A 26,902-nucleotide genomic window follows, 5' to 3' on the forward strand; every position below is an offset into this window, starting at 1 on the left:
CGGTTCACCCAAGTGCCGCAGCTTGCCCGTCGCCTGTTTGTACTGCCTCCCGAACTCGAGGGGGCAGCACAAAACTGGCTTGAGCTCGGCGAGCGGACCCCCAGGGCCGCCCGCTACGCATCATCCGTTGTCCTCTTGCGCGATTCGCCCTCCGGCTTGGAAACCTGGCTCGGATACCGGCCAGGTTCCTCGCCGTTGGGCGTCGTCGCGTTCCCAGGAGGTTCGCTGGACCCTTCCGACGACGACCCCGTAGGTTGGTTGGGTCCCTCACCCCAGCAGTGGGCTGAGCACATGGGAACGGACGACGTCGGACTCGCCCGCCGCCACGTGGTGGGCGCCATCCGCGAGCTGTTCGAAGAGACGGGCGTCCTGCTGGCCGGTCCCGACGCTTCCTCAACAGTGGAGGCCAATTCAACTGTGGACTGGATGCGTGCCCGCGAAGCCGTGGCCTCCCAGGAGAAGTCCTTCACCGAAATGCTCACCAAGCGTGGGTTGTCGCTGCGCACTGACCTGTTGAAGCCGTTGGTTAACTGGCTCAGCCCGGACTTTGCGCACACCCGTTTCAACACCCGTTACTTTGCCGCTACCGTTCCGGTGAACCAGCAGCCCAGCATCCTTGGCAGCAAGGGTGTGTGGGGTCGTTGGGTGTCTGCAGCCGAGGCCATTGCGCTCCGGGAGACGCCCGCGCTCGGCGATGAAATCGGGCAGCCAAACACCGTGGGCCTCACTTTGGGCCAGCTTTTGGTGCCGGGTTCCGAGATCATGCTCGAGAAGATGGCCCACGCCAATGGCTGCATCGCGTACCTGAGCTACAAACGCAAGGCTCACGTCTACCAGCCCAAACTGGTGGATGAGGGCGGGATCCTCATGCTCGAAGTCGAAGCCGCCCGCACTGTCGCAGGAGAGCCCCAGCGCGAACGCTGACGCTCGCTCACATCCGCCCCGCTTGAGCCGGACGCTCGCTCACATCCGCCCCGCTTGAGCCGGACGCTCGCTCACCAAGACAACAAAAAGCCGCCCCGGTTCCAAACCGGGGCGGCTTTTTTGAACGCTCTAGCGGGACCGCTGGCGGAGACGCTGCATGTCCAGAATGACGACGGCGCGGGCTTCCAACCGCAGCCAACCGCGCTGAACGAATTCGGCCAGTGCCTTGTTGACAGTTTCGCGCGAAGCGCCAACCAGCTGCGCCAGCTCTTCCTGCGTGAGCTCGTGGGCAACCAGGACGCCGTCAGTAGCCGGACGACCGAAGCGGTCGGCGAGGTCCAGGAGCGCCTTGGCAACGCGGCCCGGCACGTCGGAGAAGACGAGGTCGGACAGGGAATCGTTGGTCCGGCGCAGGCGGCGGGCCAGTGCCTGCAGCAACTGGGCGGAAACCTCGGGACGCGTGCGGAGCAGGGCGTTGAGGCTCTCGTTCTTCAGGCCGGCAAGGCGCGTTTCGGAAACGGCGGTGGCCGTGGCGGTACGCGGGCTGGGGTCGAACAACGCCATTTCGCCGAAGAGTTCGCCCGGGCCGAGGATGGCCAGCAGGGACTCGCGGCCATCGGGGGAGGTGCGGCCGAGCTTTACCTTGCCGGAAACGATGAAGTAGAGCTGGTCACCCTGGTCGCCTTCGCGGAACACGGAAGCCCCGCGTGAAAGGTCCACCTCGGTGAGTTCGTCCGTCAGCAGGCGGAATGCGTCGTCGTCAAGGGTGGCGAAGAGGGGTGCGCGGCGCAATACCTCGATGTCCATGAAATCTCCTGAATATAAGTTTCGGTCGTGGCGCTCCAGCCATTGTTTCAGAATTTTTGAGCTTCTGTGACGTACTTGGCACGTGAAACGCTGAAATGGCGCGGGTTGGCGGTGTCCCAAGCCCGAAGGACCGCCCTAAAGAGGCCCTTGTCCGTGACCGCATGGTGATGTGACTAACGGTTCGCTGTCAGGCTCCACAACTACAATTGGCGCTACCCGGCTATGAGGAGCATTGGTGTTTGGCTTGACGATATTGGATTTGGCATTGATTTTGATGCTCCTGTCCTACCTGATCTATGGCCTGCGCAACGGCTTCATGGTCACCTTGGGCGGTATTGCCGGATTCATCGCCGGTGCCATCGCTGCATTCGTGGCCGTCCCGCTCGTCAGCAACTGGGTGACCGACAGCGGCTGGAGGCTGGCCGCCACGGTGGGGGCCGCCGTCGTGCTTATTGCTTTGGGGCACGGGCTCGGAACCATGATTGGCCGGAAAATCCGCCACGCAGTGCGGATCAAGCCCTTGCATGCGGCGGACCGCCTGATCGGCGGCGTGGTGAGCGTGGTGGTGGCCGCGCTGGTGATGTCCATGCTGGCGTTCAGCATCAGTTCCCTTGGCGTGCCGTTTGTGTCGCAGCAATTGGCCGAGTCCCGGGTGATCCGCTACATCGACAACATGACTCCCACGCCCGTCAAGAGCACCATGGCGCAGCTGCGGTCCACGGTGATCGGCGACGGCATTCCTAAGCTGATTGAGGGCATCGGGCCAGGGACGCCGGTGCCGGTTCCCAACGAGTCCACCGATACTCCGGCTTTGAACAAGGCTGCTGAATCCGTGCTGAAGATTGCCGGAACGGCGTTTGAGTGCGGCCAGAACCAGACCGGTTCCGGATTCGTCGTGTCGCCCGGGCGCGTCGTCACCAATGCGCACGTCGTGGCGGGCGTGTCGCAGCCCGTTGTTGAAATTCCCGACGGCGGCGCGTTGCCGGGTCGCGTCGTCTACTTCGACCCCCAGCGGGACATCGCAGTGCTGGCCGTGGATGGCCTGAAATCCAGCCCGCTTCCGCTGAGCGCGGACCTGCCCGGTGGAAGCCCGGCAGCGTTTGCCGGCTACCCGCACGGCGGTCCGTTCCAGTCCAAACCCGCAACAGTGCAGGGTATTTCACCCATTCTGGTTCCGGATATCTATGGCAGCAATCCTTCGCCCGAGCTGGTTTACAAGCTGGCTGGCGACGTTCAGCCCGGCAACTCTGGCGGTCCGTTGCTGACGACGCAGGGCCAGGTGGCCGGCCTGATATTCGCCAAGACAACCACGGACGCGGCACTTGGGTTCGCGCTCACCATGGCGGACGTGGAACCGGTGGCCGCGCAGGCACCGGGCCTGAGCGATCCCGTCTCCGCCGGCCAGTGCACTCGTAAGTAGCGGACGCTCTCTCACAAAACATCCCCTTCACGCGATCCATCTCTCACATCATGGGTGTTTTTCCGGATCGCTCTCTCACCTAATGGGCGCGATTCCCGCACGCTCTCTCACCGCTATAGATTGGGTGCCATGACTGAAGCCACTGAAGCCGGACGCGGGACCATTCTTGTTGTCAACGGACCCAACCTTAACCTTCTGGGGACCCGCGAACCCGAGAAATACGGGACCTCCACCCTGGCCGATATTGAACAGCTGGCCTTGTCCGCAGCTGAATCGCACGGACTTACTGTGGATTGCGTCCAGTCGAACCACGAGGGTGACCTCCTGGACGCAATCCACGCAGCGCGGGGCAACGCCGTCGGAATCGTGATCAATGCCGGTGCCTTCACGCACACGTCAGTGGCACTTCGTGATGCCCTCGCTGCGGTCAAGCTGCCCGCGGTCGAGGTCCACATCACCAACGTGCACCAGCGCGAAGAGTTCCGACACCACTCGTACCTTTCAGGTGTGTGTCAGGCCATCATCGTTGGTGCGGGCGTGTTGGGTTACAAATTGGCCATCGACTACCTCGCGGACACGGTTTGACGCTCAAGTGAGAGAGGGTGCTGCTGAAGCGGGTGTTTGGTGGGAGAGGGTGCTGCTGAAGCGGGTGTTTGGTGGGAGAGGGTGCTGCTGAAGCGGGTGTTTGGTGGGAGAGGGTGCTGCTGAAGCGGGTGTTTGGTGAGAGAGGGTTAGAGGGCGGTGAGCCGCAGGAGGACAGCGTGCTCCGGGTTCAGGACGGGCGTGGGGAGTCCGACTTCACCCAGGAACCGCCCGGTCGCCTCCGCTCCCGACGCCAGCCAGGGAGCCGGCTTGGCCTCCATGAAGGTGTGCCCGTAGTCGGCGTCACCCGGAGAAGGGAAGAGCAGCTCCACCCGGTAGGAACGCAAAGGATCCAGTCCCGGCAGCGCCACCCGTCCCACATGCTCGGCGAAGCCTGTCCGGGTCTTGACCACGGCGAAAAGCGCCGCCGCGGCACCGGCGGGAATGCCGCCGTCGTGGGCTGAAGCGACTACGCCATGCACCATCAGTGACTCGTCCGGAACGTCGGCGCGCACCATCCCTCCACTGTGGATCAGTCCGCGGTGCTCCTTGTACAAGCCGATGAACCGCTTGAGTTCCTCGCGTTCGGCACCTGTGACCGAGCGGACGTCCCACTCCATCCCGAAATGGCCGAACAGGGCCGTGATGGCGCGGAAGGAGAGGTCGTGCGTGCGGGCCGTGGTGTGGGACGTGGCCGGTCCAATATGCGAGCCCACCAGCTCAGGGGGAACCACCAGGCCGGTCCAGCGCTGGATGGTCTGCCGCTCCAAGGCGTCGTTGCAGTCCGAAGCCCAGATCCGGTCCGTCCGCTCCAGGATCCCCAGGTCAACGCGGGCGCCACCCGAAGAGCAGCTCTCGATCTCCACGTCCGGGTGCACGGCGCGTAAAGCATCGAAGAGCCGGTAGGCGGCCAACGTTTGCCCATGCACCGAAGCCCGGCCGGCATGACCGTGCTCCACGAGGTCGCGGTTCTGGTCCCACTTGAGGTAGCTGATGTTGTTCTCGCGCAGGAGGGCATCGATCCGATCGAAAACGTACTGCCACGCTTCCGGATTCACGAGGTCGATCACATGCTGCTGCCGCCACTCGAGCGGGAGCCGCCCGCCGTCTTTGTGGGACAAAGTGGAAGGACCCACGATCCACTCCGGATGTTCCCTGGCGATATCCGAGTCCAGGTTGACCATTTCCGGCTCCACCCACAGCCCGAACTCCATGCCGCGACTGGTCACGGCATCGATCAATGGGGTCAATCCGTCCGGCCAGAGGGCTTGGTCGACGTACCAATCGCCCAGGCCGGCGTTGTCGGATCTGCGTCCACGGAACCAGCCATCGTCCAGGACGAAACGCTCAACGCCCAGGTCCGCAGCGGAGGCCGCCAATTCGATCAGGGTGTCCAGGTTGTGATCGAAATACACCGCTTCCCAGGTGTTGAGGACGACTGGGCGCGGCTTGTCCACATGGTGGGGGCGAGAGCGGAACCAGCTGTAGAACGCCTCGCTGATGCCGTCCAGCCCACGATCTGAATACGCAGCAAACAGCGCAGGCGTGGTGTAGCTTTCGCCGGGTTCCAGCACCATTTCAGCCGGTCCGAGGAGTTCTGAACCGCCCACCATGGTCCGGCCATCGGCAACGCTGTCCGCAAATTGCTCGTGATTTCCACTCCACGCCAGATGCGTAGCCCACACTTTTCCATGGCGGTTGCCGAACCCGGCCGTGCCAGCGGCGAGCAACAGCGACGAATCATGTCCTGTGCGTCCATGCCGCCCGGTGCGAACCCAGGTTCCCTGCTGGATTGCCCGCCGCTGTGGGTGGCGTTCGCGGCACCAGCGTCCGGTCAGGTCCAAAAGTTCGACGGCGTCAGGCGCCACCGGGAGCATCGTCGCCAGCTCATCCACCTGGAAAGGCGACGTACCGTCGTTGGTCACGGTGTGCCGTAGTTCCAGAAGCCCGCCCGGGTGCAAGGTGAGGTTGCTCCGCACGGTGATACCGGCGTCGGGATCCGACTGAAGCACGACGGCGGCAGTACTGTCCGTCGTCGCACTCACCGCGCGGAGGTGTACCGAGAAATCGAAGCCGGGTGCGCCATCAATCACGCGGTGCCCCCTCAGCCCCGGACGCCCCTGCCAGGACGACGAAGCCTGGGGGAGGAGCCCGGCGGGAACATTGGCGTCGATGGACGACGGCGGGATGGGCTCGTTGAGGATGACCAGGTCCGGCAGCGTGTCGCCCAGGTCTGCTCCCCAGTGGATTATCTCAGCCTCTCCACGGTGGGTGCTGATCACCAGGCTGGTACCTGCGGAACGGAGGTGGAGCGGTTGCATGTGTTCAGTCGCTTTCAAAAGTCAGGGGCGGATGGCTGTTGTGAGGCCCGTTCAGCGCGCTATATCGAAGAGAACACGCGCAGAGCGGGCCCCACAACGGGTGGTTCTACTTGAACAGGTTGTTGACTTGATCGTTGGCTTCGGTCAGGGACGAGGCCGGCTTTTTCCCGGACAGAACAGCGTCCATGGCCGGCTTCATGATGCCGTCAACCTTGGCGGCTTTGTCCGCGATCGGGAACAGGAAGGTAGTGCCGTCCTTCACGTGGGTGGTGAAGGCTGAGACGTCGGTTCCCTTGTCGGCGAAGGCCTTGGCTGCGATGTCCGAGGAGCTGGTGATGGCCGGGAACACCACGGCCTTGCTGGCTACAACGTCCTGGCATGCAGTTGAGCCGAGGTATTCCACCCATTTGATGCTGGCTGCCGGGTTCTTGGTTCCTGCCCAGATGGAGTCGGCCAAACCGTTGAACATGGACGCACGCTGGCCGTTGGGACCCTTGGGGGTGGGGGCAAATGCGGTCTCGATGCCCTTGTATGTCTTGTACTGGCCGATCAGCCAGTCACCGGTGGTGTTAATGGCTGCCTTGCCGGCGCCGAAGCTGTCCGCCATGCTGGCGCCCACGGTGGTTTCGAGCTTGGGCATGTAGCCCTTGTCCACCAGTCCGGCCCACCAATCGATGGTTTCCTGGAAACGGGGGTCGTCGTAGTTGAACTTGGAGCCCCAGGGGTTCTTGTCCGTGGCGGTCCAACCGGTGGTGGCGGTGAGGAAGCTCCACTCGGTCTGGCCTTGGCCGGACCCGCTGCCCGTCAGCCCAAGGCCGTAGGTGGCCACGTTGTTCTTGTCGAAGCCGGCCTCGTCGCCTCGTTTGCCGTTCTTGTCTACGGTCAGGTGCCCGATGGTCTTCTCGTAGCTGCCGCCGTCTTTGGGGTTCCAGTCCAGGTTGGCCATCTGCTCCGCGGTGATCCCGGCGGCATCGGTCATGGCCTTGTTGTAGAACAGGCCCACGGTGTCCCAGTCCTTGGGAAGCCCGTAGCGTTTGCCGTCCTGGCCCACCCACAGCTCCGGGAGTCCCTTGGTGTAGGCATCGAGCTTGATGCCGTCCTTTTCCACGGCCTCGTCCAGCGGCAGGAGTTGCTTCTTGGCTGCGTACTCGGGGTATTTGGAGAGGTGGTCGGTGAAGACGTCCGGGGCGGTTCCGGCGACAAAGCCGTTGGTGAGCGTGGTCCAGTAGTCATCCCAGCCGCGCTGGGTGATTTTGACCTTGATGTCAGGGTTGGCCTTGGTGAAATCGTCGGCGCATTGCTGGTAGGCGGGGAGCTGGTTGGCGTCCCAGAGCCAGTAGTTGATCTCGCCCTTCGCTTCGGAGGAAGCAGGTGCGGACCCACCGCAGGCGGACAGGGACAGGGTGATGGCGGCGGCAGCAGCGGCGACACCGAGGATCTTCTTCATAAGGGACCTTTCAGGGCTTTCAGAGGGTGCGGGGTCTTTGTGCGGGGTGTTTCAAGTGCGGGCTATTTGATTCCGGAGAAGCCGATGGAGTTGACCACCTTCTTGCCGAAGGCGATGAACAGCAGGAAGATCGGCAGGGCTGCCACGAGCGTTCCGGCCATGAGCCCGGTCCAATCGATGGCGCCTTGCGGGGACTGGGACTTGAAGACGCTGAGCCCAACGGTGAGGACCCGGACGTTCTCGTCCTGACCCACCAGCAGCGGCCAGAAGTATTCGTTCCACTGACCGATGAAGGTCAGCAGCGCCAGCGTGGCGATGGGGGCGGCGGCGTTGGGAAGCACAATCTGGAAGAAGATGCGAAGGTGCTTGGCGCCGTCGAGCATTGCCGCTTCCTCAACCTCGCGGGACATGCTGAGGAAGAACTGGCGGAGGAAGAAGATGGCGAACGGGGTCATGAACAGGAAGGGCAGGGACATCCCGGCCATGGTGTTGAGCAGGCCCAGGTTCTTGATCATGAGGAAGTTCGGCAGTGCGGTGAAGATCGGCGGGACCATCATGGTGGTCAGGAACACTGCGAAGACCTTGTTCCTGCCGGGCCAGCGCAACCGGGCGAAGGCGTACGCGGCCATGGCGCTGAAGAACACCTGGCCGGTGGTGGTGATGGTGGCGAACAGGATGGAGTTGCGCAGGTACAACCAGAAGTTGATGGCCGCACCGGAACCGCCGTCGGCGATCGCCTCTTCGGTGCTTTGCAGGCCCAGGACGCGCTTGAAGGCGTTCCAGCTGAAATCGGCGGGCAGGAGGTTGCCGGCATTGGAGGCCAGGGCGCTGTTGCTGGACAGGGCCGTGCGCAGCATCCACAGGAACGGGGCAATGGTCACGGCGAGGGCGACGGCGACCAGCGCCCAGGCGCCGATGCGTCGCCAGTTGAGGGGCTTCTTGGTGGTGATGGTTGACGTAGTCATGGCGGTTTCCTTATCCCGGCTTAGTCCAGGTCCGATTCGTTGCCCTTGAGGAACTTCATTTGCAGGAAGGCCACCAGGGCGAGGATGACGAACAGGATCACGGCCAGTGCTGAGGCGTAACCGAAGTCGGATTCGCCGAAGGCTTTTTGGTAGATGTACATCTGGATCACGCGGGAGGCGTTGACGGGGCCGCCGTTGGTGGTGACGGCAACCGTGTCGAACACCTGGAACGAACCGATCACGGTGACCACCAGGACAAGGACCAGCACAGGGCGGAGCAGCGGCATGGTGACGCTCCAGAACGTGCGCGTGGGGGACGCGCCGTCGAGGTTTGCTACCTCATAGAGGTGGTTCGGGATGGACTGGAGGCCCGCGAAGATCAACAGGGCCGTGTAGCCCATGTGTCGCCACACGTTCACGAACGCGATGGTGGGGATGGCCCACTGTTCGCTGCCGAAGAAGGCCACGCGGGGAAGGCCCATCCAGCTGATGATTTCGTTGACGATGCCAAGCTGGTAATCGAGCATCCAGAACCAGAGCAGTGCCACGATGACGTTGGCCACCAGGAAGGGCAGCAGCAGTGCGCCGCGGATGAACGTGGACTTCGCCACCCGGTGCATCAGCAAAGCCAGGCCCAGGGCGATGACCGTCTGGAAGCCGATGTTCAATGCAACGTACTGAAGCGTCACACCCATCGCATTCCAGAACAGCTCGTCGGCGAAGATCGCGGTGTAGTTCTTGATCCCGATCCACGTAGGCTCGCCCAGGATGCTGTATTCCGTGAAGCTCAAGTAGACGCCGCGGATGGTGGGGATCAGGAAGAACGCCACGAAGCCGATAACGGCCGGAAAGATGAAGAAGAGGGCGATCTTCAGGTCACCCATTCGGCTGGTGAGGCTGCGTTTGCTTTGCCTGCCTTGGTGGCCGTTGGTTTTTCGTGAGCGTTCTGATGCGCTCCCCACTGGCTTGGTTAGCGTGGTCATCGTCGACCCTTTCTTGGGAGTGATGCGGGTAACAGCTGGATGCGAATCTACACGAGTAGATTTTGACTTGGCAATAGTTTACGCAAAGTTTTGGCGGTAATTGTTCAAAAATGTTGTTTCTGTTGACTCGAGTAGATGGCGATGCAAGACTCGTCCGTACGTGACAATACGAACGGCCGCTTCCGTGGCCAAGAAAGGTAAACAATGACGTTTTCGATTGGCGTAGTGGGGGCCGGCCAGTTCGGCAGCCAGTTCGCCCACCTCTTCAAGCTCCACCCGGGGGTCAGCGCGGTCTACGCGGTGGACGAGCTCCCTGAACGGGCCGCTGCAGCGCAAGAGCGCTGGGGCCTGGACGGCACCATGGCTTCCTTCGAAGCGCTGCTGGAGTCCGACGTCGATGCTGTCGCCATCTTCACGCAGCGCTGGACCCACGGGCCCCTGGTTGAGCGGGCGTTGCGGGCCGGGAAGCATGTCTACTCGGCGGTGCCAATGGCCATCTCAGAAGAGGAGATTGAACGGATCATCGAGGCTGTCCGCGAAACCAAACTGGTCTACGCGATGGGTGAGACCAGCTACTACAACCCCGCCACGGTCTTTGCCAGGCAGCAGCACAAAGCCGGTAAGTTCGGACGCATCTTCTACACAGAAGGCGACTACGTGCACGACATGGACCTCGGTTTCTACGAGGCTTACCAGTACAGCGGAGGGGACCGGTGGAAGGAAACCGCCAGCTACCCGCCCATGCTCTACCCCACGCACGCCATCGGCGGAGTCCTCGGCGCCGTGCCCGGCCACGCGGTCAGCGTGAGCTGCATCGGAGTCAAGGACCAGCGTGGCGACGGCGTCTTCGATAAGGACGTCAGCATGTTCGCGAATGACTTCTCGAACGCTTCAGCCCTCTTCGAAATGAACGACGGCGGTGCGATGCGCACCAATGAGATGCGACGCGTGGGCTACCCGTCGCACATAAGGGAATCCCGTTTCCGCTTCTTCGGCACAGACGCCAGCTTCGAGCAGCTCGCAACCACCACCGTGTGGCAGGACAAGTCCTCGGTGCTGGACGTTTCCGGGCAAGTGGAGACGAAGCCCACCATGTCCGCCGACGACCCCTCACTGGCGGATGTGGCTCCCGAACTCCGGGATGCCTTCATTTCGGGACTGGCTCCAGTGCACGACCGATCCCGGCTCCCCGAGGAGTTCCTCGGAGCGCCCAATGGGCACGAGGGCAGCCATCAATTCCTGGTGGACGACTTCGTGACAGCCGTGAACAACCGGAGCCTACCCCCGGTGAACGCCTGGGTGGCCGCGAGGTTTACGCTTCCCGGCATCGTTGCCCACCAGTCCGCACTGCGCGGCGGAGAGCGGCTCCCAATACGTGACTTCGGTGATGCTCCCGTGGAGTAGCTAGCATTTACCCCATGACAACAGCAGCAGTACAAACCCCGCGCGGCCCGGTTACACGCAAAGACGTGGCCCGGTACGCCGGGGTGAGTACCGCCGTCGTTAGTTATGTGGTGAACGGTGGGCCCAAGAACGTGGCCCCGGCGACGGAAGCGAAAGTCCGCGACGCCATCCGCATCCTCGGCTACCGGCCCAACGCGGCGGCACGTGCGTTGAAGCTGGGTTCCAGTGAGACCATCGGCGTGGTGGTGCCGGACAATACCAACCCGTTCTTCACGCAGCTTGCCCATGCTGTGGAGGACGCCGCGGCGGAACTGGGCTTCGGCATGGTGCTCACCAACTCCGACGGAAGCCTGACGCGGGAGCGCAAGAACATCCGTACCCTCGCCGCCCGGCAGGTGGATGGGGTGTTCCTGGCCAGTTGCGTGTTCGACCCCGATGTCACTGAGCTCGAAGCCTCCGAAATCCCGGCGGTTTTGCTGAACAACGCCGGATCTCCGCCCGGGTTCAACAGCGTGGGCGTGGACCTCGAGGCCGGAGCGCGGGCTGCCGTGGAGCACCTGATCGGCCACGGGCACAGCAGCATCGGCCTGGCGATCGGAACCAATACGGGTAACCAACTGGACGGGCGCGAAGTGGGCTGGCTCGCCGCCCTTCGGGACGCAGGTTTGCCGGACGGCCCAATGCTGCACGGCCCGTTCAGCCGGCCGGGCGGGTACGAGGTAGGCAAGCGGTTCCTGTCCATGGCGAACCGACCCACCGCAATCTTTGCCAGCAACGACATGCAAGCCATCGGCATTCTCCGCGCCCTCCACGAAGCCGGTGTCCGGGTTCCTGACGAGTTGGCCCTGGTTTCCTTCGACGGATCCCTGGATGCCGAGTACAGCTGGCCTGCGCTCACTACGGTTGCGCAGCCGGTGAAAGCCATGGCCCAGGCGGCTGTCCGGGCCCTGGTGGGCAAGGGACGTGGTGAAGAACTGCAACACCAGATCCTGCCCACTGAGCTCATCATCCGCCAGTCCTGCGGCTGCCCCTAGCACCCTCTCTCACGTACGCGCCTGTTGGTGGGTGTCGCTCTCTCAGGTATGCGCCTGTTGGTGGGTGTCGCTCTCTCAGGTATGCGCCTGTTGGGGGGTGTCGCTCTCTCAGGTATGCGCCTGTTGGGGGGTGTCGCTCTCGCACGTACGCGCCTGTCCCGGACTCTTGGTGATTGAGGGTTGGTGGGAAGGGGTGGTTTGGTGATAGAGGGTCGGTGGGAAGGGGTGGTTTGGTGATAGAGGGTCGGTGGGAAGGGGTGGTTTGGTGATAGAGGGTCGGTGGGAAGGGGTGGTTTGGTGATAGAGGGTCGGTGGGAAGGCCGCCCTACGAGTCCACGCTCGCGTAGCGCTCCGGACGGGCCAACACCTGGGCGATCTGGGCGGTCCCCGCGGCTACGGCCAAGCGCACCAGCAGGAACCCGGCCCCGAACACCCCGCCGATGGTCAGTAGCACCACAGGCTGGGTCAAAAGCACCGCGCCCGTCAATGGCAGGACCAACACTGCCGCAGCTGCCGCCGAGATCCCTGCCACCAGGAACAGCGGCGACATGACAGCCTTGACCCGCGCCGCCACCATGAGCTTGCGCGGCATTCCCACCCGGTCCAGGGCCACCAGCGTTGAGGCACGGTCCAGCACCGCGGCGGCCTGGTTTACTCCGGCCGAACACGCCACCATCAGGAACGAGCCCAGCAAGGTGATCATCACGCCTGTGTTGATGTCGCGCACCAACAGGTTGGCTTCGGAATCGCCGCCGGTGCCCATGGTGTCCGCCACAGCCATTCCCACGCCCACAAAAACTCCCACAAAACTGGTCATCGCGACGCCCCCAACTTGCCGCCACGATTCCTTGGGATTTTCCAGCACGGTACGTGCCGCCAGCAACTGTTCCGGCTTTTTGGCGCGTTTGAGCTGCGATGACGCCGTCAGCCGCAGGATCCATGGACCCATGAGGTTCAGTGCCAACAGGGCCAGGCCAAAGCATCCACCCATGACAGCGATGATCACAATAAAGGTCCCAAAGCTGCTCAGCATCCCCATCGCCACCACTCCGGTCACCACAACTACAGCCGCGATGAGCCCCCGAACCCAATGGGCGCCGTCGGCCGTTTGCCTGGTCCGGACGCCCAACGGCGTCACCACAACCTTGCGCAACCCAAGAGCGGCGCTCGCTGCCGCGAGGACGCAGACGGCCAGGATGCAGCCCGCAATGGACGGCACGGACAACCAGGCATGGCTGCCGATTGCCTGCCCACGGAACTGGATCAAGCCCAGGAACGGAGCCGCGCACGCATAGAGTCCGGCACCCGCCAGCGCTCCCACAGCGGCGAGGACCGTCGATTCGATGACCGTCATCCAGACGACCGTCGCGCTGTTGGCGCCCAACAGGCGCAAGGAAGCCAATCGGTCATCACGACGCCGGGCCGCCAGTCGGGCGGCTGAGGCGCCGAGCGCCAGCAGCGGGATGATGAGCAGGACCATTGCGACGACGGCCAACGCTTGGTAAGTGCCCGCGATGCTGTCCGTCCAGGACCAGAAGACCTGCGAGCCGCCCGCGACCGTGAGCAACAGCGCAGTGACCGTTCCGAAGGCCAGGATCGGCAACCCGGCGTCGCGCAGTCCTGTTTCCCGGAGGCTGCTGCCGCTGCTCCGTGCGAGGTAGGGCGTAAGCCGAAGGGCCATGGTGAGGCTAGACATTGAAGGCACCCTTGAAGTTGGTGGTGGCGGGAACTGGCTGTTGGGGATCGGCAACCGCGCTGCCGCTATCCGCCACGATCCCGCCGTCCCGAAGCTCCACAACCCGCTGACAGCGCGTGGCCACCTGCGGATCATGGGTGACCACGAGGAGCGTTCGCCCGTTGGCAGCAACGGAGTGCAGCAGCACGTCCAGGACTTCGGTGGAGGTAGCCGAATCCAGTGCTCCGGTTGGCTCGTCCGCAAACACCACGCGGGCGCCGGTTACCTGGGCCCGGGCGATGGCCACACGTTGGACCTGGCCACCGGAAAGTTCGCCCAGCCTGCGCTGTTCCATACCGGCCAACCCTAGGGCCGCGAGCCATTCCGCGGCGCGGGCTTCGGACGTCGAACGGTCGGTACCGTTCAACATCAGGGCCAGGGCGACGTTTTCCACGGCAGTGAGCTCCGGCAGCAGCATGCCTTGCTGGAACACGAAGCCAAACTCCTCACGGCGCAGGCGGGAGAGCGCTGCGTCCCCCAAGCTGTCCAGGCGCAGCGGCGCCGAAGGGGTGTTCAAGGTGACTGAGCCGGCGTCGGGCATTAATATCCCGGCGAGGCAATGCAGAAGCGTCGTCTTGCCGGAGCCCGACGGACCGATGATTGCGATTGACTCGCCCGCATTGGCAGTGAAGTCGACGTGGTCCAAGGCAATGCTGCCGGGGTAGTGCTTGGTGAGCTGCTGGGCGTGGAGGATGGCGTTCATATAACCAGCATCCCTGCGGGCCGTGCACTGCGGCGTCCGTCTACCGGCTGAACTCTGCGGGCCGGCCTCCACCCGCGGTATGAGACCCAACTGGGTAACAGATAACGTCGTTCCCAGCGCTGGGAACGACGTTATCTGTCACCTACTTGGGCTCGGCAGGAGCGATCCTGAGCTTCGCCACATTCTCTGCCAGCACCCTGCGCGCGTCCTCGCCCAGCAAGGAATCCGTAATGAGTTCGTCGGCCTCTTCCAACTGGGCGATCGAGGCGATGCCCACAACACCCCACTTGCTGTGGTCGGCGAGGACTACCGTGCTGCGCGCGGACGACATGAACGCGCGATCGGTCTCCGCCTCCAGCAGGTTTGGGGTGGTAAAACCGGCCTGCGCATCCATTCCGTGGACACCAAGGAAGAGGACATCAAGGTGCAATTGTTTCAGGGAAGCCGTGGCGATCGGCCCTACCAGGGCGTCAGAGGGCGTGCGCTCGCCGCCGATCAGAATCACCGTGGAGCCAAACCGTGCAGGGCCTGACGATGCCCCGTGGTGGAAGAGGTCCGCGATCCGCACCGAGTTGGTCACAACTGTGATTCGGGGCCCATTGACGAGTTCCTTGGCCAGCGCCCACGTGGTGGTGCCGGCACTCAGACCAATGGCCATGCCCTCCTGGACCATCGAGGCGGCTTCGACGGCAATCGCATGCTTCTCTGCTGTGAGCTGCGTGGACTTCAGCTCGAATCCGGGCTCATGCGTGCTGGCGTCACCGGGCAGCTTGGCTCCGCCGTGGATGCGCTCCACCCGGCCGGTTTCCTCGAGGGCCTCGATGTCGCGACGGACGGTCATGGGGGAGACGCCCAGCAATTGGGCAAGGTCCGAGACCCGAACCACGCGTTCTCGCTGGACTGCATCGATGATGGCGGAGTGGCGTGCTGCCTGAAGCATCAGGGCCTTTCTGGGTACCTCGTCAAACACGGGCTGGGTCTGGCTCCAGTCTAGGACGCATACCCGTCCGGCGACGGTATAAACGCACGACGGCGCCGCTCACCCCGTGAGGTGAGCGGCGCCGTCGTGCGTTTGGGCCGGGGGACGCTACTTGCGGAGCGACTCCGCGATCTGCTGCATGATTGCGGGATCGGCCAGGGTGGTGGCGTCGCCGGTGTCGCGGCCTTCTGCAATGTCCTTCAGCAGACGGCGGACGATCTTGCCGGAGCGGGTCTTGGGCAGTTCCGGAACGATCAGGAGCTGTTTGGGCTTGGCGATCGGACCGATTTCCTTGCCCACGTGGTTGCGCAGTTCCAGGACGGTTTCGTCGCCGCTGTTGACGGCGTCCCCGCGGAGGATGACGAACGCGACGACGGCCTGCCCGGTGGTCTCATCAGCGGCACCAACAACGGCCGCTTCAGCGACGGATGGGTGCGAAACCAGCGCGGACTCGATCTCCGTGGTGGAGAGGCGGTGGCCGGAAACGTTCATGACGTCGTCCACGCGGCCCAGGAGCCAGACGTCGCCGTCTTCGTCCTTTTTGGCACCGTCGCCTGCAAAGTACATGGCCTCGAACCGGGACCAGTAGGTGTCCTTGAAGCGCTCGGGGTCGCCCCAGATGCCGCGGAGCATGGAGGGCCACGGTTCGCGGACCACCAGGTAGCCGCCTTCGCCGTTGGCCACCGAGGCGCCGTTCTCGTCCACTACGTCCACAGCGATACCGGGCAGCGGAACCTGGGCCGAGCCCGGCTTCGTGGCCGTAACGCCGGGCAGCGGGGCAATCATTTGGGCGCCCGTTTCGGTCTGCCACCACGTGTCCACGATCGGCGCGGGGTGTTCCTTCTTCTCACCGTTCTTGCCCGCGTTCGCGCCGATGACATCGCGGTACCACATCCAGGCCTCGGGGTTGATGGATTCGCCCACGGAGCCCAGCACCCTGATAGAGGAGAGATCGTACTTGTCCGGGATCTCGCGGCCCCACTTCATGAACGTACGGATCGCGGTGGGCGCGGTGTAGAGGATGGAGACCTTGTACTTCTCCACGATCTCCCACCAGCGGCCCTGGTGCGGGGAGTCCGGGGTGCCTTCGTACATGACCTGGGTGGCGCCGTTCACCAGCGGCGCGTAGGTGACGTAGGAGTGGCCGGTGACCCATCCGACGTCGGCGGTGCACCAGTACACATCGGTTTCCGGGTGGAGGTCGAACACGGACTTGTGCGTGTACGCGGTCTGGGTGAGGTAGCCGCCGGTGGTGTGCAGGATGCCCTTGGGCTTGCCGGTGGTCCCGGAGGTGTAGAGGATGAACAGCGGGTGTTCGGCGTCATGTCCGACGGCGGTGTGCTCCGTATCTGCCTTGTCTACCGTCTCGCTCCACCAGAGGTCGCGGCCTTCAACCCAGTTGACGTCCTCGCCGTTGCGCTTGACCACCACCACGTTCTGGACAGTGTGTCCTTCTTTGGACAGGGCTTCGTCCACGGCCGGCTTCAACGCGCTGGGCTTGCCGCGCCGGTAGGTGCCATCGGCGGTGACCACGAGCTTGGCTTCGGCGTCCTCGATCCGGGAGCGCAAGGCGTCCGCGGAGAAGCCACCGAAGACCACCGAGTGCACGGCGCCGATCCTGGCACAGGCGAGCAGGGTGATGACGGCTTCGGGGATCATGGGCAAGTACACGGCCACCCGGTCGCCCTTGGCCACGCCGAGCGACTCGAACGCGTTGGCGGCCTTCTTGACCTCTTCGGTCAGCTCGGCGTAGGTGTACGTGCGGGTATCGCCGGGTTCGCCCTCGAAGTAGATCGCGACGCGGTCGCCGAGGCCGTTTTCCACGTGGCGGTCCAACGCGTTGTAGGCAGCGTTGACCTCACCGCCGACGAACCACTTGGCGAACGGCGGGTTGGACCAATCAAGGGCCTCGGTGAAGTCCTTATCCCAGGTCAGCAGCTCGCGGGCTTGCTTTGCCCAAAACGCCGGACGGTCAGCGTCAGCCTCTGCATAGGCGTCCGCCGTCGCGATGGCGGACGCCGCAAACTCTGCCGATGGCGCGAACCTGCGGTTCTCGTGGAGGAGGTTTTCAAGGGCCTCGACGTGTGTGGATCCGGTGGTGTCCTGGGACATGGTGAACCTCATTATTCATCGATCTTTGCTGCCAAGCCCGCCGTGCGGCCCGCAGAGTATTGTCCGCCTTCCACACTATCGCTTCCGAAAGGTCCTACGTGTGCGTGGTCACAAACGCGACAGCGAGCGGCATATTTTTAGCGCCGAATGGCACCTTGACCTGCAAGGAAACGGTTACATGACGTACGACGTCGATTCCCGCCGGCCGCTGGTAGTCGCCGAAGTCTCGGCTTCTTTTTGTAAGTAACCTTGGAGTTCCCTGTGGGCCGCACCGCATAACCGTTTTCGGCTGGAAGGCTGTCAGTGGGGTGGCATAGGCTGAAGAAGTCTTGGGACGCATCTTCAGGCGTGTCCGGTGATGCTGCGGAATCCCGCGGAATTCATTGGACCGGACTGCCCAAGGCGCCGCCGTACGAAGGAGAAATACATGAACCAGCTGAGCCCAGGACCGCACGACTCACAGCCGACGGGACCGGACACCACGGCTGGAACGGCCACTGGACCAGGTGGCAACGCCGCCGGCAACCCCGCGCCGGGAACCTCTGGCGTACCCGGAAAAAGTGACAGCACAAGCAACGGTGCGTCCAAGTTCGACGCCGTTGCGGGCCCTTTCACCATCCGGGACCTCACCGTCTTCGGCTCCACGCTCCTGATGTTTGTGGCCTCGCTTTTGCCCATGTTTGGCTCGCGCTACAACCTGTGGAACCTCGGAAACCTGTTCTTCCTCCTGCTGGGCATCATCCTGCCGTTGGTGGTGGTTGCGCTCTTCGTTGCCCGCCGTTTGCAGCCGGGAACCATCGTCCGGGTTGGTTCGCTTTCCGTTGACCAGTTCGCCTCCGTCACTGCGTCCTTTGCATTCCCCTTGTTCTTCCTGACCATTGCCAATTCATTCAACGGCAGCGTGCTCTTGGGCTTGGTCGGTTCCGTGGGCCTTCTGGCTGCGACCGTGCTGGCGCCACACCTTCCCTTCCTCTCCGCGGACTTCAAGGGCCGCGCTGAAACTCCGGCCCATGTTGTTGCCCGCGAAGCCGCAGTCCCCAGCCGCAAGCCGGCGGCCCCCAAAGCCCCGAAGGAACCCAAAGCGCCCAAGCCGGCTCCGACGACTTCCGCCTCCGCTCCGGGCGCTTCCAACGGCGGTTACTCGAACGCAGGCGCTTCCAACACCGGAGCTTCCAACGCAGGTACGGGATTCCAAGGCGCCTCCAACGCATACACGGCGCCCGGAGCCGGAGCCGGAGCCGGGGCCGGGGCCGCAGCCGCCGCCGCATCGTCAGGTGTCCCAGGCGCAGGTGCCCCAAGCGCTGGTGCGCCCAGCGCAGGTGCGGCTGCCAGCCCCTTCGCCCCGCCAGCCACCTACGGAAGCACGCCGTCGCAGGCAACGGAAGCTCCCGCCGTCGTGCACGCTGCCGACAGCAAGCCACTTGCGGACCCAGCCGAAGAACCGGAATCCGGGATCTCGGGTGCCGGCGCCTCAGCGGCCGTACCGGCAGCTGAGCGCGAGGATGCCGCCAAGGATGCACCGGCCGCGGACGCTCTTTCGGAATCACAAACCCCGGTTTCCGAACCGGCAACCACGCAGCATGCACAGCAGCAGCCAGCCCCGCAGGCTGCAAACCCGCAGGCTGCAACCCAGCAGCCAGCACCCCAACAGCCGTGGGCTGCCACCATGGCAACCCCGATCGTCTCCGGAGACACCCGGAGGGTCAGCGACACGATCGGCGCCACAGTGGACCCCGCGAGCCGTCCGGAAGAGTCGGATACCCCGCAGTATGAGGCGTTTTGGTTCGCCGTGGCCCAGCCCCGCACCGCGTACGACGAACGCACGGGCGCTCCGTCCTTCACTATCGAACCCGGGGGATGGGTGCTTGCGCTCGAAGACCGTGGCCACGAGTTCCTGGTCCAGGACACCGACGGCAAGGTTGGGATTCTTCGGGAGCTCAGCAACATCGAACGCGGCTAGGGAGGGACGCCGTGGCCATCGCCGAAGCTGGTTCGCTGCTCGCCCTCAAGCGCCGGGCACGCAAGATCAACAGGGTTCTCGCGGACAAGTATCCGTACGCGCATGCGGAGCTGGACTTCAGGAATCCTTTCGAGCTGGTGGTGGCCACCGTCCTCTCAGCCCAAACCACGGACGTGCTGGTCAACCAGGTCACTAAAATCCTGTTTGCCCGCTATCCCGATGCCCGGGCCATGGCCGAGGCCGACCCCGCCGAACTGGAGGCGATCCTTCAGCCGACGGGCTTTTTCAGGGCCAAGGCCCGGAACGTCCTGGCGCTCAGTACACGGCTGGTGGATGAGTACGACGGCGAGGTCCCCGGGAAGCTCGAAGACCTGGTGACCCTGCCCGGCGTCGGACGCAAAACTGCCAACGTGGTGCTGGGCAATGCCTTCGGCGTTCCCGGCATCACCGTGGACACGCACTTTGGACGCCTGGCCCGAAGGTTCGGCTGGACTACGTCGGACGATCCCGTCAAGATCGAATTCGATGTGGCAGAACTGTTCGAACCGCGCGACTGGACCATGCTTTCGCATCGGGTGGTGTTCCACGGCCGCCGCGTTTGCCACTCGAGGAAGCCGGCCTGTGGCGCCTGCCCGGTGGCCAGCCTGTGCCCAAGTTACGGGGAAGGCGAGACCGATCCCGTCAAGGCCGCCAAGCTCCTGAAATACGAGCTCGCCCCGGGCAATGAGGAACTGTTGGAAAAGCTTCTGGCTGAGACACACCGCGCCGCGGAGATCCGGATGGAATCGCAAAGGAGGCCCGGGTGACCGCGCTGGAGGAACTGACCGCCCTGGTGACCCGGTTCGAGGCTGGCCAGCAGGAACACTCTGCCCTCTGGGACATGCTGCCAGTCACGGACGAGACCAATCGGGCAGCGGCGGTCCTCATGCTTTTTGGTGTCCTCGATGATATTCCGGCTGAGTCGGGACGCCCGATCGCACCGGCGGACCTCGACGTTTTGCTGCTGGAACGGGCGAACACTTTGGACGACCACCCAGGGCAGGTGGCCTTCCCGGGTGGCAGCGTGGACCCCGACGACGAGTCCGTGGTGGCCGCCGCACTGCGTGAGGCCGTGGAAGAGACAGGGCTGGATGCAGGCGGTGTTCAGGTTTTGGGCGTGATCCCTGAACTGGGGCTCATCCGCAGCAACTTCCGGGTCACACCGGTCCTGGCTTGGTGGGACGCCCCTTCACCGGTCCGCGTGGTGGATTACGCCGAATCAGCGCAGGTTTTCAGGGTGCCGGTCCGGGACCTGCTGGACCCTGAAAACCGGGTCACGGCCACGATTTCGCGTTTTGGCCGTACCTTTACGAGCCCCGGATTTACCGTCAATGGTGTTCTGGTGTGGGGTTTCACGGGAATGGTCCTCAGCGGCCTTTTCGATGAACTGGGTTGGACCGTTCCGTGGGACCGGGCCAAACTCCACGACATCGATCTCTGACCGCGCCGCCGGTTCAGCCGATGCAGCCTTTGCAGCCGTTCAGGCGGCCTTGCGTTCCGGCGTCGAACGGTCCACGATCAGGCCGGTAGCGGCGTTCTCCCGAACAGCCTTGATGCCGGCCACCACACCGTCAAGGTGTGGAAACGTCGGAGACTCCGCTACGACGGTCCCGTCGGCTGCCGTGAGCCGGAACCGGTACGCCTGGTCGTTTTCCTTGAGAATTTCAAACCTGCCTGCCATGCTTTCCCCCTTGTAATGCTTCCTTGCACGCCACGTGGAACGTGTCCACATAGTGAAAGTATCGGGAAGCTGCGGCGAACCAAAGTTGCCTGTCATTCGCTGGTCACCGCAGCTCATATGGCGAGATGTGACTGGATAGTCGCGCGGCATGACGCTAGCCTGCGGCTACTTCGCCTTGTCGTAGGATTCGACGACGGCCACACTCACCGGAAATTCCACCGGGATACGGCCGAACATCAGCTCTTTCGCTGCAGCGGCGGACTCTTCAATGGCACGGATGCAGGCGTCCACGGCGTGATCGGGGGCGTGGATCATCACCTCGTCGTGGAGGAAGAAGACGAGCTCCCCGGAGGGTGAACCTTCGGCGCGCAAGCCGCGCAACCGCCGTCGTAATTCTGCCAACCAGCATGCCGCCCACTCCGCTGCCGAGCCTTGGACGACGAAGTTCCGCGTGAAACGGCCGCGGGAGCGGGCCAGGTTGTCGGCCCTGCGTTGTTCCTCGGCGGTGGTTGATTGCTGGCTCCGCCACCAAGCAGCCGACGGCGGCGGGCTGCTGCGCCCGAGGCGTGTGGTGACAGTCCGGCCGGCTTCGCCCTCCCGGGCTGCTTGTTCCACGAAGCCCACGGCTCGCGGATATGTGCGTGCCAACTGGGGCATGAGCCTGCCTGATTCGCCTGTGGTAGCGCCATAAATCGCTCCCAGGAGCGCAACTTTCGCCTTCGCCCTGTCGCCACCAAAGCCTTGTGCCGCGATGCCTGCATAGAGGTCTTTGTCCCGCGCGGCCTCGGCCATTTTTGTGTCCTGGGCAAGGGCCACCAGAACGCGGGGCTCCAACTGTGATGCGTCGGCCACGATCAGTTTGTGCCCCGGATCAGCGTGCACCGCCGCGCGAATGTTGCGTGGGATTTGCAGGGCGCCACCGCCGCGCGAAGCCCAGCGGCCTGACACCACGCCGCCCACCACGTACTCGGGGTGGAATCGCCCGTCCCGAACCCACGCGTCCAGCCAGGCCCAGCCATTGGCGGTGTGGAGGCGGGAGAGCTTTTTGTAGGTGAGCAGGGGCTGGATGGCAGGATGCTTGGACTCCTGGAGTTCCCACTGCCGCGTGCTTTTGACCTCGATCCCGTTGCGGTGCAGTGCCCGCATGAGGTCCTGCGGGGAATCCGGGTTCAGGCCGGGGGAGTTGAGGATTGTCCGGAGTTCGGCGCAGAGGGCTTCCAGGACAGGAGGCCTGTGTCCGGGCGCCGGGCGGGGACCCAGGACATCGGCCAGGATCTGTTGGTGCAATTCTTCACGCCAGGGGACACCGGCGTGTTGCATTTCGACTGCGATGATCGCGCACGCCGACTCGGCTGCCAGCAGCAATTGCAGGCGCTGCCTTCGCTGGTGGTCCGTGGCTACATGCGCCACCGCCTCCTGTTGAGCCGCGAACTCCGCTTTCAGTTCAGCGAGCCCCGCTTTGGGATCCGACGGCGGGAGGTCCTCGAAGAGCGCACCCTGATCCGCAGGGGGCGGTGGCGGCTGGAGGAGGCGGGGAGGGGTGTCGTCGTCCTGGGTGAGTTGGACGGCGTTTTTGGCATAGTCCGTGTGGGCGGTGAATTCCGAGTGGGCCAGGATTGCACCGCACAGCGCCAGGTCATGGCACCGCTCCAGCTCGATGTCCTGGGCCAGGAGTTCCGGGTACCAGTCCTGCGCGCGGTGCCACACCCAGCGGGGGCGCTGGGCTTCGAATTCACGCACGACGCCGGGCAGCTCACCTCGGGTGAGGACGCGCGCGTCGGCCGTGGCTTTCCCGCTTGGTGAGATCCTCTGTATGGCTGCGCCATCCGGGTGGGCGGCGAGCAGCAAATACATGCGTTCCATTCTGCCTTGTTGGACGTGCGGCGTGGGGCTGACACCGCCGCGTGGCCCTGCCACGTGCGGGGGGCTTCTCCCGGACGACTTGTCCTCCACATATTCGGTGGGCATTCGATTCCAAGCCGGTTTTCCACATAGCCGTCCTGGCACCTTATCCGCGTCCAGGGATTCGGCCAGTGTGGGTCCATGAGCACGCGAAATCGTCGGCATCGGCAACCCATTAGCCACGCAACGGAAGGGGACCCGGATGCGTACTGGCTGCCCCGGGATTCGTCGGGGGTACTCCTCCTATCGTCCGATCCCTACATCCAGGAGGAAGCAAAGCGAATAGTTGCAGCTGCGGGTGGAAGCCTAAGAACGGCCGCTGACGTCACCGAGGCCGTTCATGGCTGGGACAGCGCCGACATTGTGCTGGTGGGAAGCGATATTCGTGAGTTGCCGCCCAGACGGAGGGCACCGTCGGTGCTGCTGGGCAGGGCCGGCGAAGGAGACGGACTCTGGCGGTTGGCTGCCGCGCTGGGAGCAGAGCGGGTGGCGGTCCTTCCCGAGGCAGCCGCCTGGTTGGCGGAGCACCTGAGTATGTCCGGTTCGCCCGACTACGGTGGGACGGTCCTGGGGATCGTCGGCGGCTGTGGGGGCGTTGGCGCGACAACTGCTGCCATCTGGCTTGCCCAAGCCGCCGCTTCCGAGGGCGTCAGCACCCTGCTCATCGACGGCGATCCATGGGGAGGCGGACTGGAACTTGCCCTCACTGATGAACCGGTCCCCGGTCTCCGATGGCCGGACTTCCAGGAAAGCAGGGGAAGCATAGATCCTGCCCAGTTCCGGGAATCCCTGCCAGCCACGGGTGGGTTCACGTACCTGTCCTGGCCCGGTACCCGTGAACCAGTGCGAAGTCCGGATGCGGGAGCTGTTGCCGCCATCATGGACGCTGCGCGGCGGGGGTTCGAGCTCATCATCGTGGACCTCGGACGCAACAACGAGGGCGTGGGAAGACTCGCGTGGGACTGCGACAAACTCCTGCTGCTGACACCCGCCCACCTGAGACCGGCCGTAGCGTCTTCCCGGGTCCTGGACGGGCTCCCGCCCGTGGAGACCGGGCTTCTGGTGCGCGGGAACCACGCATCCACGGTGGACCCGTCGTTCCTCGCCGAATCGCTCGGACTCCGCCTGGCTGGCGTGGTCCCCGAGGTTCGCGGAGTCCTGGCCGGCACGGAACAGGGCCGGTTGCTTGAACTGGGCCGGCGCAAGGAAGTCGGCCGCTTCGCAGCGGGTGTGCTGGAACTGAACGGCGCTGTCCAGTGAGCCGTTTCGTAGAGGGCTCGCGTCGCCGGCAGGCACCAAAGCTGGACTCGCTGCTTCTTGAGACAGTGCGCGAGTCAGTACTTGCCGCGAGCGCTCCAGTCACGCCATCAACGGTCGCGGCAGCTGTACAAGCCAGTGGTAGGTTGCTCGGCACCGCCGGAGCCCTGGAGGCTGCGGAATCGATCAATGCCGAATTGAACGGACTGGGACCGCTTCAACAGCTCGCCCGGGATCCATCGGTCACTGACATCTTTGTCAACGGACCGGAATCGGTGTGGGTGGACCGCGGGCGGGGCTTGGAACGCAGTTCGGTACGGTTTAGAGCCGAGCATCACGTCAGATCGCTCGCCACCCGGCTGGTGGCTGCTGGCGGACGCCGACTCGATGATGGCTCCCCGTGCGTTGACGTCCGGCTCACCGGAGGCTACCGTGTCCATGCCGTGCTTGCGCCCATCTCCACAGCAGGAACCCTCCTGTCCATCCGCATACGCCGCGAGGAAGTCTTCACCCTCAAGGAGCTGCAAGCGGGTGGCATGTTCTCCGAACCGGTTGAGGCCGTTCTTCGGGCCATCATGGCTCGAAGGCTGAGCTTCCTGATCAGCGGCGCCACGGGTTCCGGAAAGACCACCCTCCTCTCCACCATGCTGGGTCTCAGCGATCCGGACGAACGATTGGTGCTGATTGAGGACGCCGCGGAACTGAACCCTGTCCATCCCCACGTGGTCAGCCTTGAATCGCGCCACGGGAACCTTGAAGGCGGTGGCACCCTTGATTTGGGCGAACTGGTCCGCCAGGCACTGCGCATGCGCCCAGACCGGCTGATCGTCGGGGAATGCCGGGGTGCCGAGGTCCGCGAACTGCTGACGGCGCTGAACACAGGGCACACGGGTGGAGGTGGCACCATTCACGCCAACACAGCTGAAGCGGTGCCTGCACGTCTTGTGGCCCTCGGTGCCCTCGCAGGGCTGAATGCCGAGGCCGTGCAGTTGCAGGTTTCTTCGGCCCTGGACGTGGTGATCCATGTGGCCAGGACGCAGGTGGGGCGGAGAGTGGCATCGATCGGTGTGATGGCCCAGACCCTCAAAGGACCCGAAGTGGTTTCCGCCCTTAGCCTGGGCCCAGCCGGGATGGTGCGCGGCCCTGCGTGGCCGGAACTGTCAGGGCGGCTTGCCATGGATCCCACGTGATAAGCGTCTTCGTCCTTGTCCTGGCGTCTGCTGCGTGGCTGCATGTCCAGGGCCAACAGGCCAACGGTCAACGCGTCGCAAGAAGCCTGGACAGAAACCGGGGCACCCGCAGCAGGCCAACAGGCGGATTCCCGCCCTTTCGCTTCCGGCAGCGACGATCTCCCGATTCGTTGTCCTTGGTGGTCCTGATCCAGCAGCTTGCAGCACTCCTGCGCGGGGGCCGCGGGACGTCACGGCTGTGGGAAGAGCTCTGGCTTGTCCATGCCCTGCCGGCACCCAAAGAAGCCGCCGCGCCCTCGCCAGCAGGAACGCCCGCAGCTTCACTTTCCACCAGCTCACTAAAAGTGCTCGCGGCTGCTCGGGCCGCCACAGGCGTTGGCAATTCTCCCGCCGAGGCCATCCGCGGAACGGCGGAGCAGACTTACCCGCAACACGGGAGTTCCGAGCACAGGGTCTGGATGGAACTGGCCGCCTGCCTGGAGGTGGCCGAAAGCAGCGGATGCCCCCTGGCAGAACTCCTGACCCGGTTCGCGGCACAACTCGAGGCCGAAGAAGATGCCGAGGCCGCACGCCAAACAGCGCTCGCAGGACCCAAGGCCACCGTTCGCCTGTTGTCATGGCTTCCGGTGTTCGGCTTGGTGCTGGGCATGGCGCTCGGAGTGGACCCGCTGGGTATCCTGCTGAACAACCCATGGGGTGTGGCCACCTTTGCGGCTGGGCTGCTGCTCACCGTTGCCGGGCGCATCTGGTCTTCCAGATTGGTCGCAGCCGCGGCTGGAGGCCTCTGATGCCCGGCGGTTCGATCCTTTTGATGATGGGTCTCCTGGTCCTCGCGTCGTTCATTTCCTTCGCCGTCCCCAACCGAGACAGCTTGCTGCTCGCACGTGTTTCGGGCTTGTCGGCGGGCGGGGAGGCTGGCGAGATTGCGGATCACGGCCGGTCTGGGGCGGATGGACTTCGCGATACGGCCATGATGCTGGAATTGGTGGCCTCAATGCTGGATGCCGGAGCGGGCCTCGGGAGGGCGCTGGAACTGCTCGCCAGAGCGGCTTCACCTCCCATCGCCCGGTCATTAAGGCCAGTCGTAGCCGCTTTGGCCATTGGCGCGGACTGGGAAACCGCTTGGCGGACGCCTGCGCAGCACGCACCTGAGGTCCTGCGACTGAAGGATGCACTGGCCTTCGCGGCCGTCACCGGAGCTCCCTCGGCGTCGATCCTCTATGCGCAAGCCGCACGAGAGCGGCGCGAGCAGTTCAGGTCCGCGGAAAAACGCGCGGCGGCTTTGGGCGTGAAGCTAGTGGTGCCCTTGGGTCTTTGTTCCCTCCCGGCCTTTATCTGCCTGGGCATCGTTCCTGTACTGATCGCCATGATTCCATCTGGATGAAACTTGGCGCTCCCGTTGTCCTTGATGTCCCCGTTGTCCCTGCGACCTCAACTGCTCCTCCACATCCGGTCTT

At 64.2% G+C, this 26,902-nt stretch carries 23 protein-coding genes; 12 read left to right on the forward strand and 11 right to left on the reverse strand.

Features of this window, described 5'->3' with window-relative positions:
* Nucleotides 1–12: 12 nt before the first annotated feature.
* On the forward strand, nucleotides 13–924 hold the full coding sequence (locus PJL15_RS18130) for an NUDIX hydrolase (RefSeq protein WP_281452528.1): 912 nt from the start codon (nucleotides 13–15) through the stop codon (nucleotides 922–924).
* Between the two features lie 129 nt (nucleotides 925–1,053).
* Here the strand turns inward: PJL15_RS18130 and PJL15_RS18135 are convergent, their stop codons facing one another.
* Nucleotides 1,054–1,731 (reverse strand): Crp/Fnr family transcriptional regulator, encoded by a 678-nt coding sequence (locus PJL15_RS18135; protein WP_011775987.1) that lies wholly within the window; start codon nucleotides 1,729–1,731, stop codon nucleotides 1,054–1,056.
* A gap of 235 nt (nucleotides 1,732–1,966) precedes the next feature.
* Between PJL15_RS18135 and PJL15_RS18140 the strand changes: the two genes are divergently transcribed.
* Complete coding sequence (locus PJL15_RS18140; RefSeq protein ID WP_281452529.1) at nucleotides 1,967–3,151, forward strand: MarP family serine protease; 1,185 nt, start codon at nucleotides 1,967–1,969, stop codon at nucleotides 3,149–3,151.
* A 129-nt stretch (nucleotides 3,152–3,280) separates the two neighbouring features.
* Nucleotides 3,281–3,736, forward strand: a complete 456-nt coding sequence (gene aroQ, locus PJL15_RS18145) for a type II 3-dehydroquinate dehydratase (RefSeq protein ID WP_281452530.1) — start codon at nucleotides 3,281–3,283, stop codon at nucleotides 3,734–3,736.
* A gap of 146 nt (nucleotides 3,737–3,882) precedes the next feature.
* Here the strand turns inward: aroQ and PJL15_RS18150 are convergent, their stop codons facing one another.
* From PJL15_RS18150 to PJL15_RS18165, 4 genes are all read right to left on the reverse strand, one after another.
* Nucleotides 3,883–6,054: an alpha-galactosidase gene (locus PJL15_RS18150; protein WP_281452531.1), complete on the reverse strand. Its 2,172-nt coding sequence runs from the start codon at nucleotides 6,052–6,054 to the stop codon at nucleotides 3,883–3,885.
* Between the two features lie 106 nt (nucleotides 6,055–6,160).
* Nucleotides 6,161–7,501 carry an ABC transporter substrate-binding protein gene (locus PJL15_RS18155; protein ID WP_281452532.1) on the reverse strand — a complete coding sequence of 447 codons (1,341 nt, stop codon included), beginning with the start codon at nucleotides 7,499–7,501 and terminating at the stop codon, nucleotides 6,161–6,163.
* Nucleotides 7,502–7,563: 62 nt separating this feature from the next.
* Nucleotides 7,564–8,466 (reverse strand): carbohydrate ABC transporter permease, encoded by a 903-nt coding sequence (locus PJL15_RS18160; RefSeq protein ID WP_281452533.1) that lies wholly within the window; start codon nucleotides 8,464–8,466, stop codon nucleotides 7,564–7,566.
* Nucleotides 8,467–8,486: 20 nt separating this feature from the next.
* Nucleotides 8,487–9,449: a carbohydrate ABC transporter permease gene (locus PJL15_RS18165; RefSeq protein WP_432443837.1), complete on the reverse strand. Its 963-nt coding sequence runs from the start codon at nucleotides 9,447–9,449 to the stop codon at nucleotides 8,487–8,489.
* A 204-nt stretch (nucleotides 9,450–9,653) separates the two neighbouring features.
* Between PJL15_RS18165 and PJL15_RS18170 the strand changes: the two genes are divergently transcribed.
* The gene (locus PJL15_RS18170) at nucleotides 9,654–10,853 is read left to right on the forward strand and encodes a Gfo/Idh/MocA family protein (RefSeq protein WP_281452534.1); all 1,200 of its coding nucleotides are present in this window, start codon (nucleotides 9,654–9,656) and stop codon (nucleotides 10,851–10,853) included.
* Between the two features lie 14 nt (nucleotides 10,854–10,867).
* On the forward strand, nucleotides 10,868–11,887 hold the full coding sequence (locus PJL15_RS18175) for a LacI family DNA-binding transcriptional regulator (protein ID WP_281452535.1): 1,020 nt from the start codon (nucleotides 10,868–10,870) through the stop codon (nucleotides 11,885–11,887).
* Between the two features lie 325 nt (nucleotides 11,888–12,212).
* Here PJL15_RS18175 and PJL15_RS18180 read toward each other — a convergent pair whose 3' ends face one another.
* The 4 genes from PJL15_RS18180 to acs all read right to left on the reverse strand — a co-directional run bounded on the left by PJL15_RS18180 (nucleotide 12,213) and on the right by acs (nucleotide 17,416).
* Nucleotides 12,213–13,568, reverse strand: a complete 1,356-nt coding sequence (locus tag PJL15_RS18180; protein WP_432443840.1) for an FtsX-like permease family protein — start codon at nucleotides 13,566–13,568, stop codon at nucleotides 12,213–12,215.
* A gap of 7 nt (nucleotides 13,569–13,575) precedes the next feature.
* Nucleotides 13,576–14,325 carry an ABC transporter ATP-binding protein gene (locus PJL15_RS18185; protein ID WP_281452537.1) on the reverse strand — a complete coding sequence of 250 codons (750 nt, stop codon included), beginning with the start codon at nucleotides 14,323–14,325 and terminating at the stop codon, nucleotides 13,576–13,578.
* Between the two features lie 142 nt (nucleotides 14,326–14,467).
* Entirely contained in the window at nucleotides 14,468–15,265 is a 798-nt protein-coding gene (locus tag PJL15_RS18190) for a DeoR/GlpR family DNA-binding transcription regulator (RefSeq protein WP_281452538.1), read from the reverse strand.
* 147 nt (nucleotides 15,266–15,412) lie between these two features.
* Nucleotides 15,413–17,416: an acetate--CoA ligase gene (gene acs / locus PJL15_RS18195; protein ID WP_281452539.1), complete on the reverse strand. Its 2,004-nt coding sequence runs from the start codon at nucleotides 17,414–17,416 to the stop codon at nucleotides 15,413–15,415.
* Nucleotides 17,417–17,843: 427 nt separating this feature from the next.
* Here acs and PJL15_RS18200 point away from each other — a divergent pair, with 427 nt between their 5' ends.
* From PJL15_RS18200 to PJL15_RS18210, 3 genes are read left to right on the forward strand one after another with little or no spacing between them, the layout of a single operon-like run.
* Nucleotides 17,844–19,376 (forward strand): hypothetical protein, encoded by a 1,533-nt coding sequence (locus PJL15_RS18200; protein ID WP_281452540.1) that lies wholly within the window; start codon nucleotides 17,844–17,846, stop codon nucleotides 19,374–19,376.
* Between the two features lie 11 nt (nucleotides 19,377–19,387).
* Nucleotides 19,388–20,182 carry an endonuclease III gene (gene nth / locus PJL15_RS18205; protein ID WP_281452541.1) on the forward strand — a complete coding sequence of 265 codons (795 nt, stop codon included), beginning with the start codon at nucleotides 19,388–19,390 and terminating at the stop codon, nucleotides 20,180–20,182.
* Nucleotides 20,179–20,856 (forward strand): NUDIX hydrolase, encoded by a 678-nt coding sequence (locus PJL15_RS18210; protein WP_281452542.1) that lies wholly within the window; start codon nucleotides 20,179–20,181, stop codon nucleotides 20,854–20,856. The genes nth and PJL15_RS18210 overlap by 4 nt, the downstream gene beginning before the upstream one ends.
* 39 nt (nucleotides 20,857–20,895) lie before the next feature.
* Here the strand turns inward: PJL15_RS18210 and PJL15_RS18215 are convergent, their stop codons facing one another.
* Both PJL15_RS18215 and PJL15_RS18220 read right to left on the reverse strand, forming a co-directional pair.
* Entirely contained in the window at nucleotides 20,896–21,096 is a 201-nt protein-coding gene (locus PJL15_RS18215) for a YegP family protein (RefSeq protein WP_281452543.1), read from the reverse strand.
* Between the two features lie 165 nt (nucleotides 21,097–21,261).
* Nucleotides 21,262–22,950 carry a bifunctional 3'-5' exonuclease/DNA polymerase gene (locus tag PJL15_RS18220; protein ID WP_281452563.1) on the reverse strand — a complete coding sequence of 563 codons (1,689 nt, stop codon included), beginning with the start codon at nucleotides 22,948–22,950 and terminating at the stop codon, nucleotides 21,262–21,264.
* Between the two features lie 189 nt (nucleotides 22,951–23,139).
* Between PJL15_RS18220 and ssd the strand changes: the two genes are divergently transcribed.
* The 4 genes from ssd to PJL15_RS18240 are packed head-to-tail and all read left to right on the forward strand — an operon-like array spanning nucleotide 23,140 to nucleotide 26,829.
* Nucleotides 23,140–24,258 carry a septum site-determining protein Ssd gene (ssd, locus tag PJL15_RS18225; protein ID WP_281452544.1) on the forward strand — a complete coding sequence of 373 codons (1,119 nt, stop codon included), beginning with the start codon at nucleotides 23,140–23,142 and terminating at the stop codon, nucleotides 24,256–24,258.
* Nucleotides 24,255–25,445: a TadA family conjugal transfer-associated ATPase gene (locus PJL15_RS18230; RefSeq protein ID WP_281452545.1), complete on the forward strand. Its 1,191-nt coding sequence runs from the start codon at nucleotides 24,255–24,257 to the stop codon at nucleotides 25,443–25,445. The genes ssd and PJL15_RS18230 overlap by 4 nt, the downstream gene beginning before the upstream one ends.
* Nucleotides 25,442–26,233, forward strand: coding sequence for a type II secretion system F family protein (locus PJL15_RS18235; protein ID WP_281452546.1), 792 nt, complete (start codon nucleotides 25,442–25,444; stop codon nucleotides 26,231–26,233). Before PJL15_RS18230 ends, PJL15_RS18235 begins: the two co-directional genes overlap by 4 nt.
* Nucleotides 26,233–26,829: a type II secretion system F family protein gene (locus tag PJL15_RS18240; protein ID WP_281452547.1), complete on the forward strand. Its 597-nt coding sequence runs from the start codon at nucleotides 26,233–26,235 to the stop codon at nucleotides 26,827–26,829. The genes PJL15_RS18235 and PJL15_RS18240 overlap by 1 nt, the downstream gene beginning before the upstream one ends.
* The last annotated feature ends 73 nt before the right edge of the window (nucleotides 26,830–26,902 follow it).

Source organism: Paenarthrobacter nitroguajacolicus, assembly GCF_029952445.1.
Classification (GTDB): Bacteria; Actinomycetota; Actinomycetes; order Actinomycetales; family Micrococcaceae; genus Arthrobacter; species Arthrobacter nitroguajacolicus_B.

Bases quoted from the DNA above. Each gene is read 5' to 3' on its own strand.
- PJL15_RS18190 (WP_281452538.1), bottom strand. From the start codon at position 15,265: ATGCTTCAGGCAGCACGCCACTCCGCCATCATCGATGCAGTCCAGCGA.
- PJL15_RS18185 (WP_281452537.1), bottom strand. From the start codon at position 14,325: ATGAACGCCATCCTCCACGCCCAGCAGCTCACCAAGCACTACCCCGGC.
- PJL15_RS18170 (WP_281452534.1), top strand. From the start codon at position 9,654: ATGACGTTTTCGATTGGCGTAGTGGGGGCCGGCCAGTTCGGCAGCCAG.
- PJL15_RS18160 (WP_281452533.1), bottom strand. From the start codon at position 8,466: ATGACTACGTCAACCATCACCACCAAGAAGCCCCTCAACTGGCGACGC.
- aroQ (WP_281452530.1), top strand. From the start codon at position 3,281: ATGACTGAAGCCACTGAAGCCGGACGCGGGACCATTCTTGTTGTCAAC.
- PJL15_RS18220 (WP_281452563.1), bottom strand. From the start codon at position 22,950: ATGTATTTGCTGCTCGCCGCCCACCCGGATGGCGCAGCCATACAGAGG.
- PJL15_RS18180 (WP_432443840.1), bottom strand. From the start codon at position 13,568: ATGGCCCTTCGGCTTACGCCCTACCTCGCACGGAGCAGCGGCAGCAGC.
- PJL15_RS18150 (WP_281452531.1), bottom strand. From the start codon at position 6,054: ATGCAACCGCTCCACCTCCGTTCCGCAGGTACCAGCCTGGTGATCAGC.
- PJL15_RS18175 (WP_281452535.1), top strand. From the start codon at position 10,868: ATGACAACAGCAGCAGTACAAACCCCGCGCGGCCCGGTTACACGCAAA.
- PJL15_RS18155 (WP_281452532.1), bottom strand. From the start codon at position 7,501: ATGAAGAAGATCCTCGGTGTCGCCGCTGCTGCCGCCGCCATCACCCTG.
- PJL15_RS18240 (WP_281452547.1), top strand. From the start codon at position 26,233: ATGCCCGGCGGTTCGATCCTTTTGATGATGGGTCTCCTGGTCCTCGCG.
- PJL15_RS18165 (WP_432443837.1), bottom strand. From the start codon at position 9,449: ATGACCACGCTAACCAAGCCAGTGGGGAGCGCATCAGAACGCTCACGA.
- acs (WP_281452539.1), bottom strand. From the start codon at position 17,416: ATGTCCCAGGACACCACCGGATCCACACACGTCGAGGCCCTTGAAAAC.
- PJL15_RS18135 (WP_011775987.1), bottom strand. From the start codon at position 1,731: ATGGACATCGAGGTATTGCGCCGCGCACCCCTCTTCGCCACCCTTGAC.
- ssd (WP_281452544.1), top strand. From the start codon at position 23,140: ATGAGCACGCGAAATCGTCGGCATCGGCAACCCATTAGCCACGCAACG.
- PJL15_RS18215 (WP_281452543.1), bottom strand. From the start codon at position 21,096: ATGGCAGGCAGGTTTGAAATTCTCAAGGAAAACGACCAGGCGTACCGG.
- PJL15_RS18200 (WP_281452540.1), top strand. From the start codon at position 17,844: ATGAACCAGCTGAGCCCAGGACCGCACGACTCACAGCCGACGGGACCG.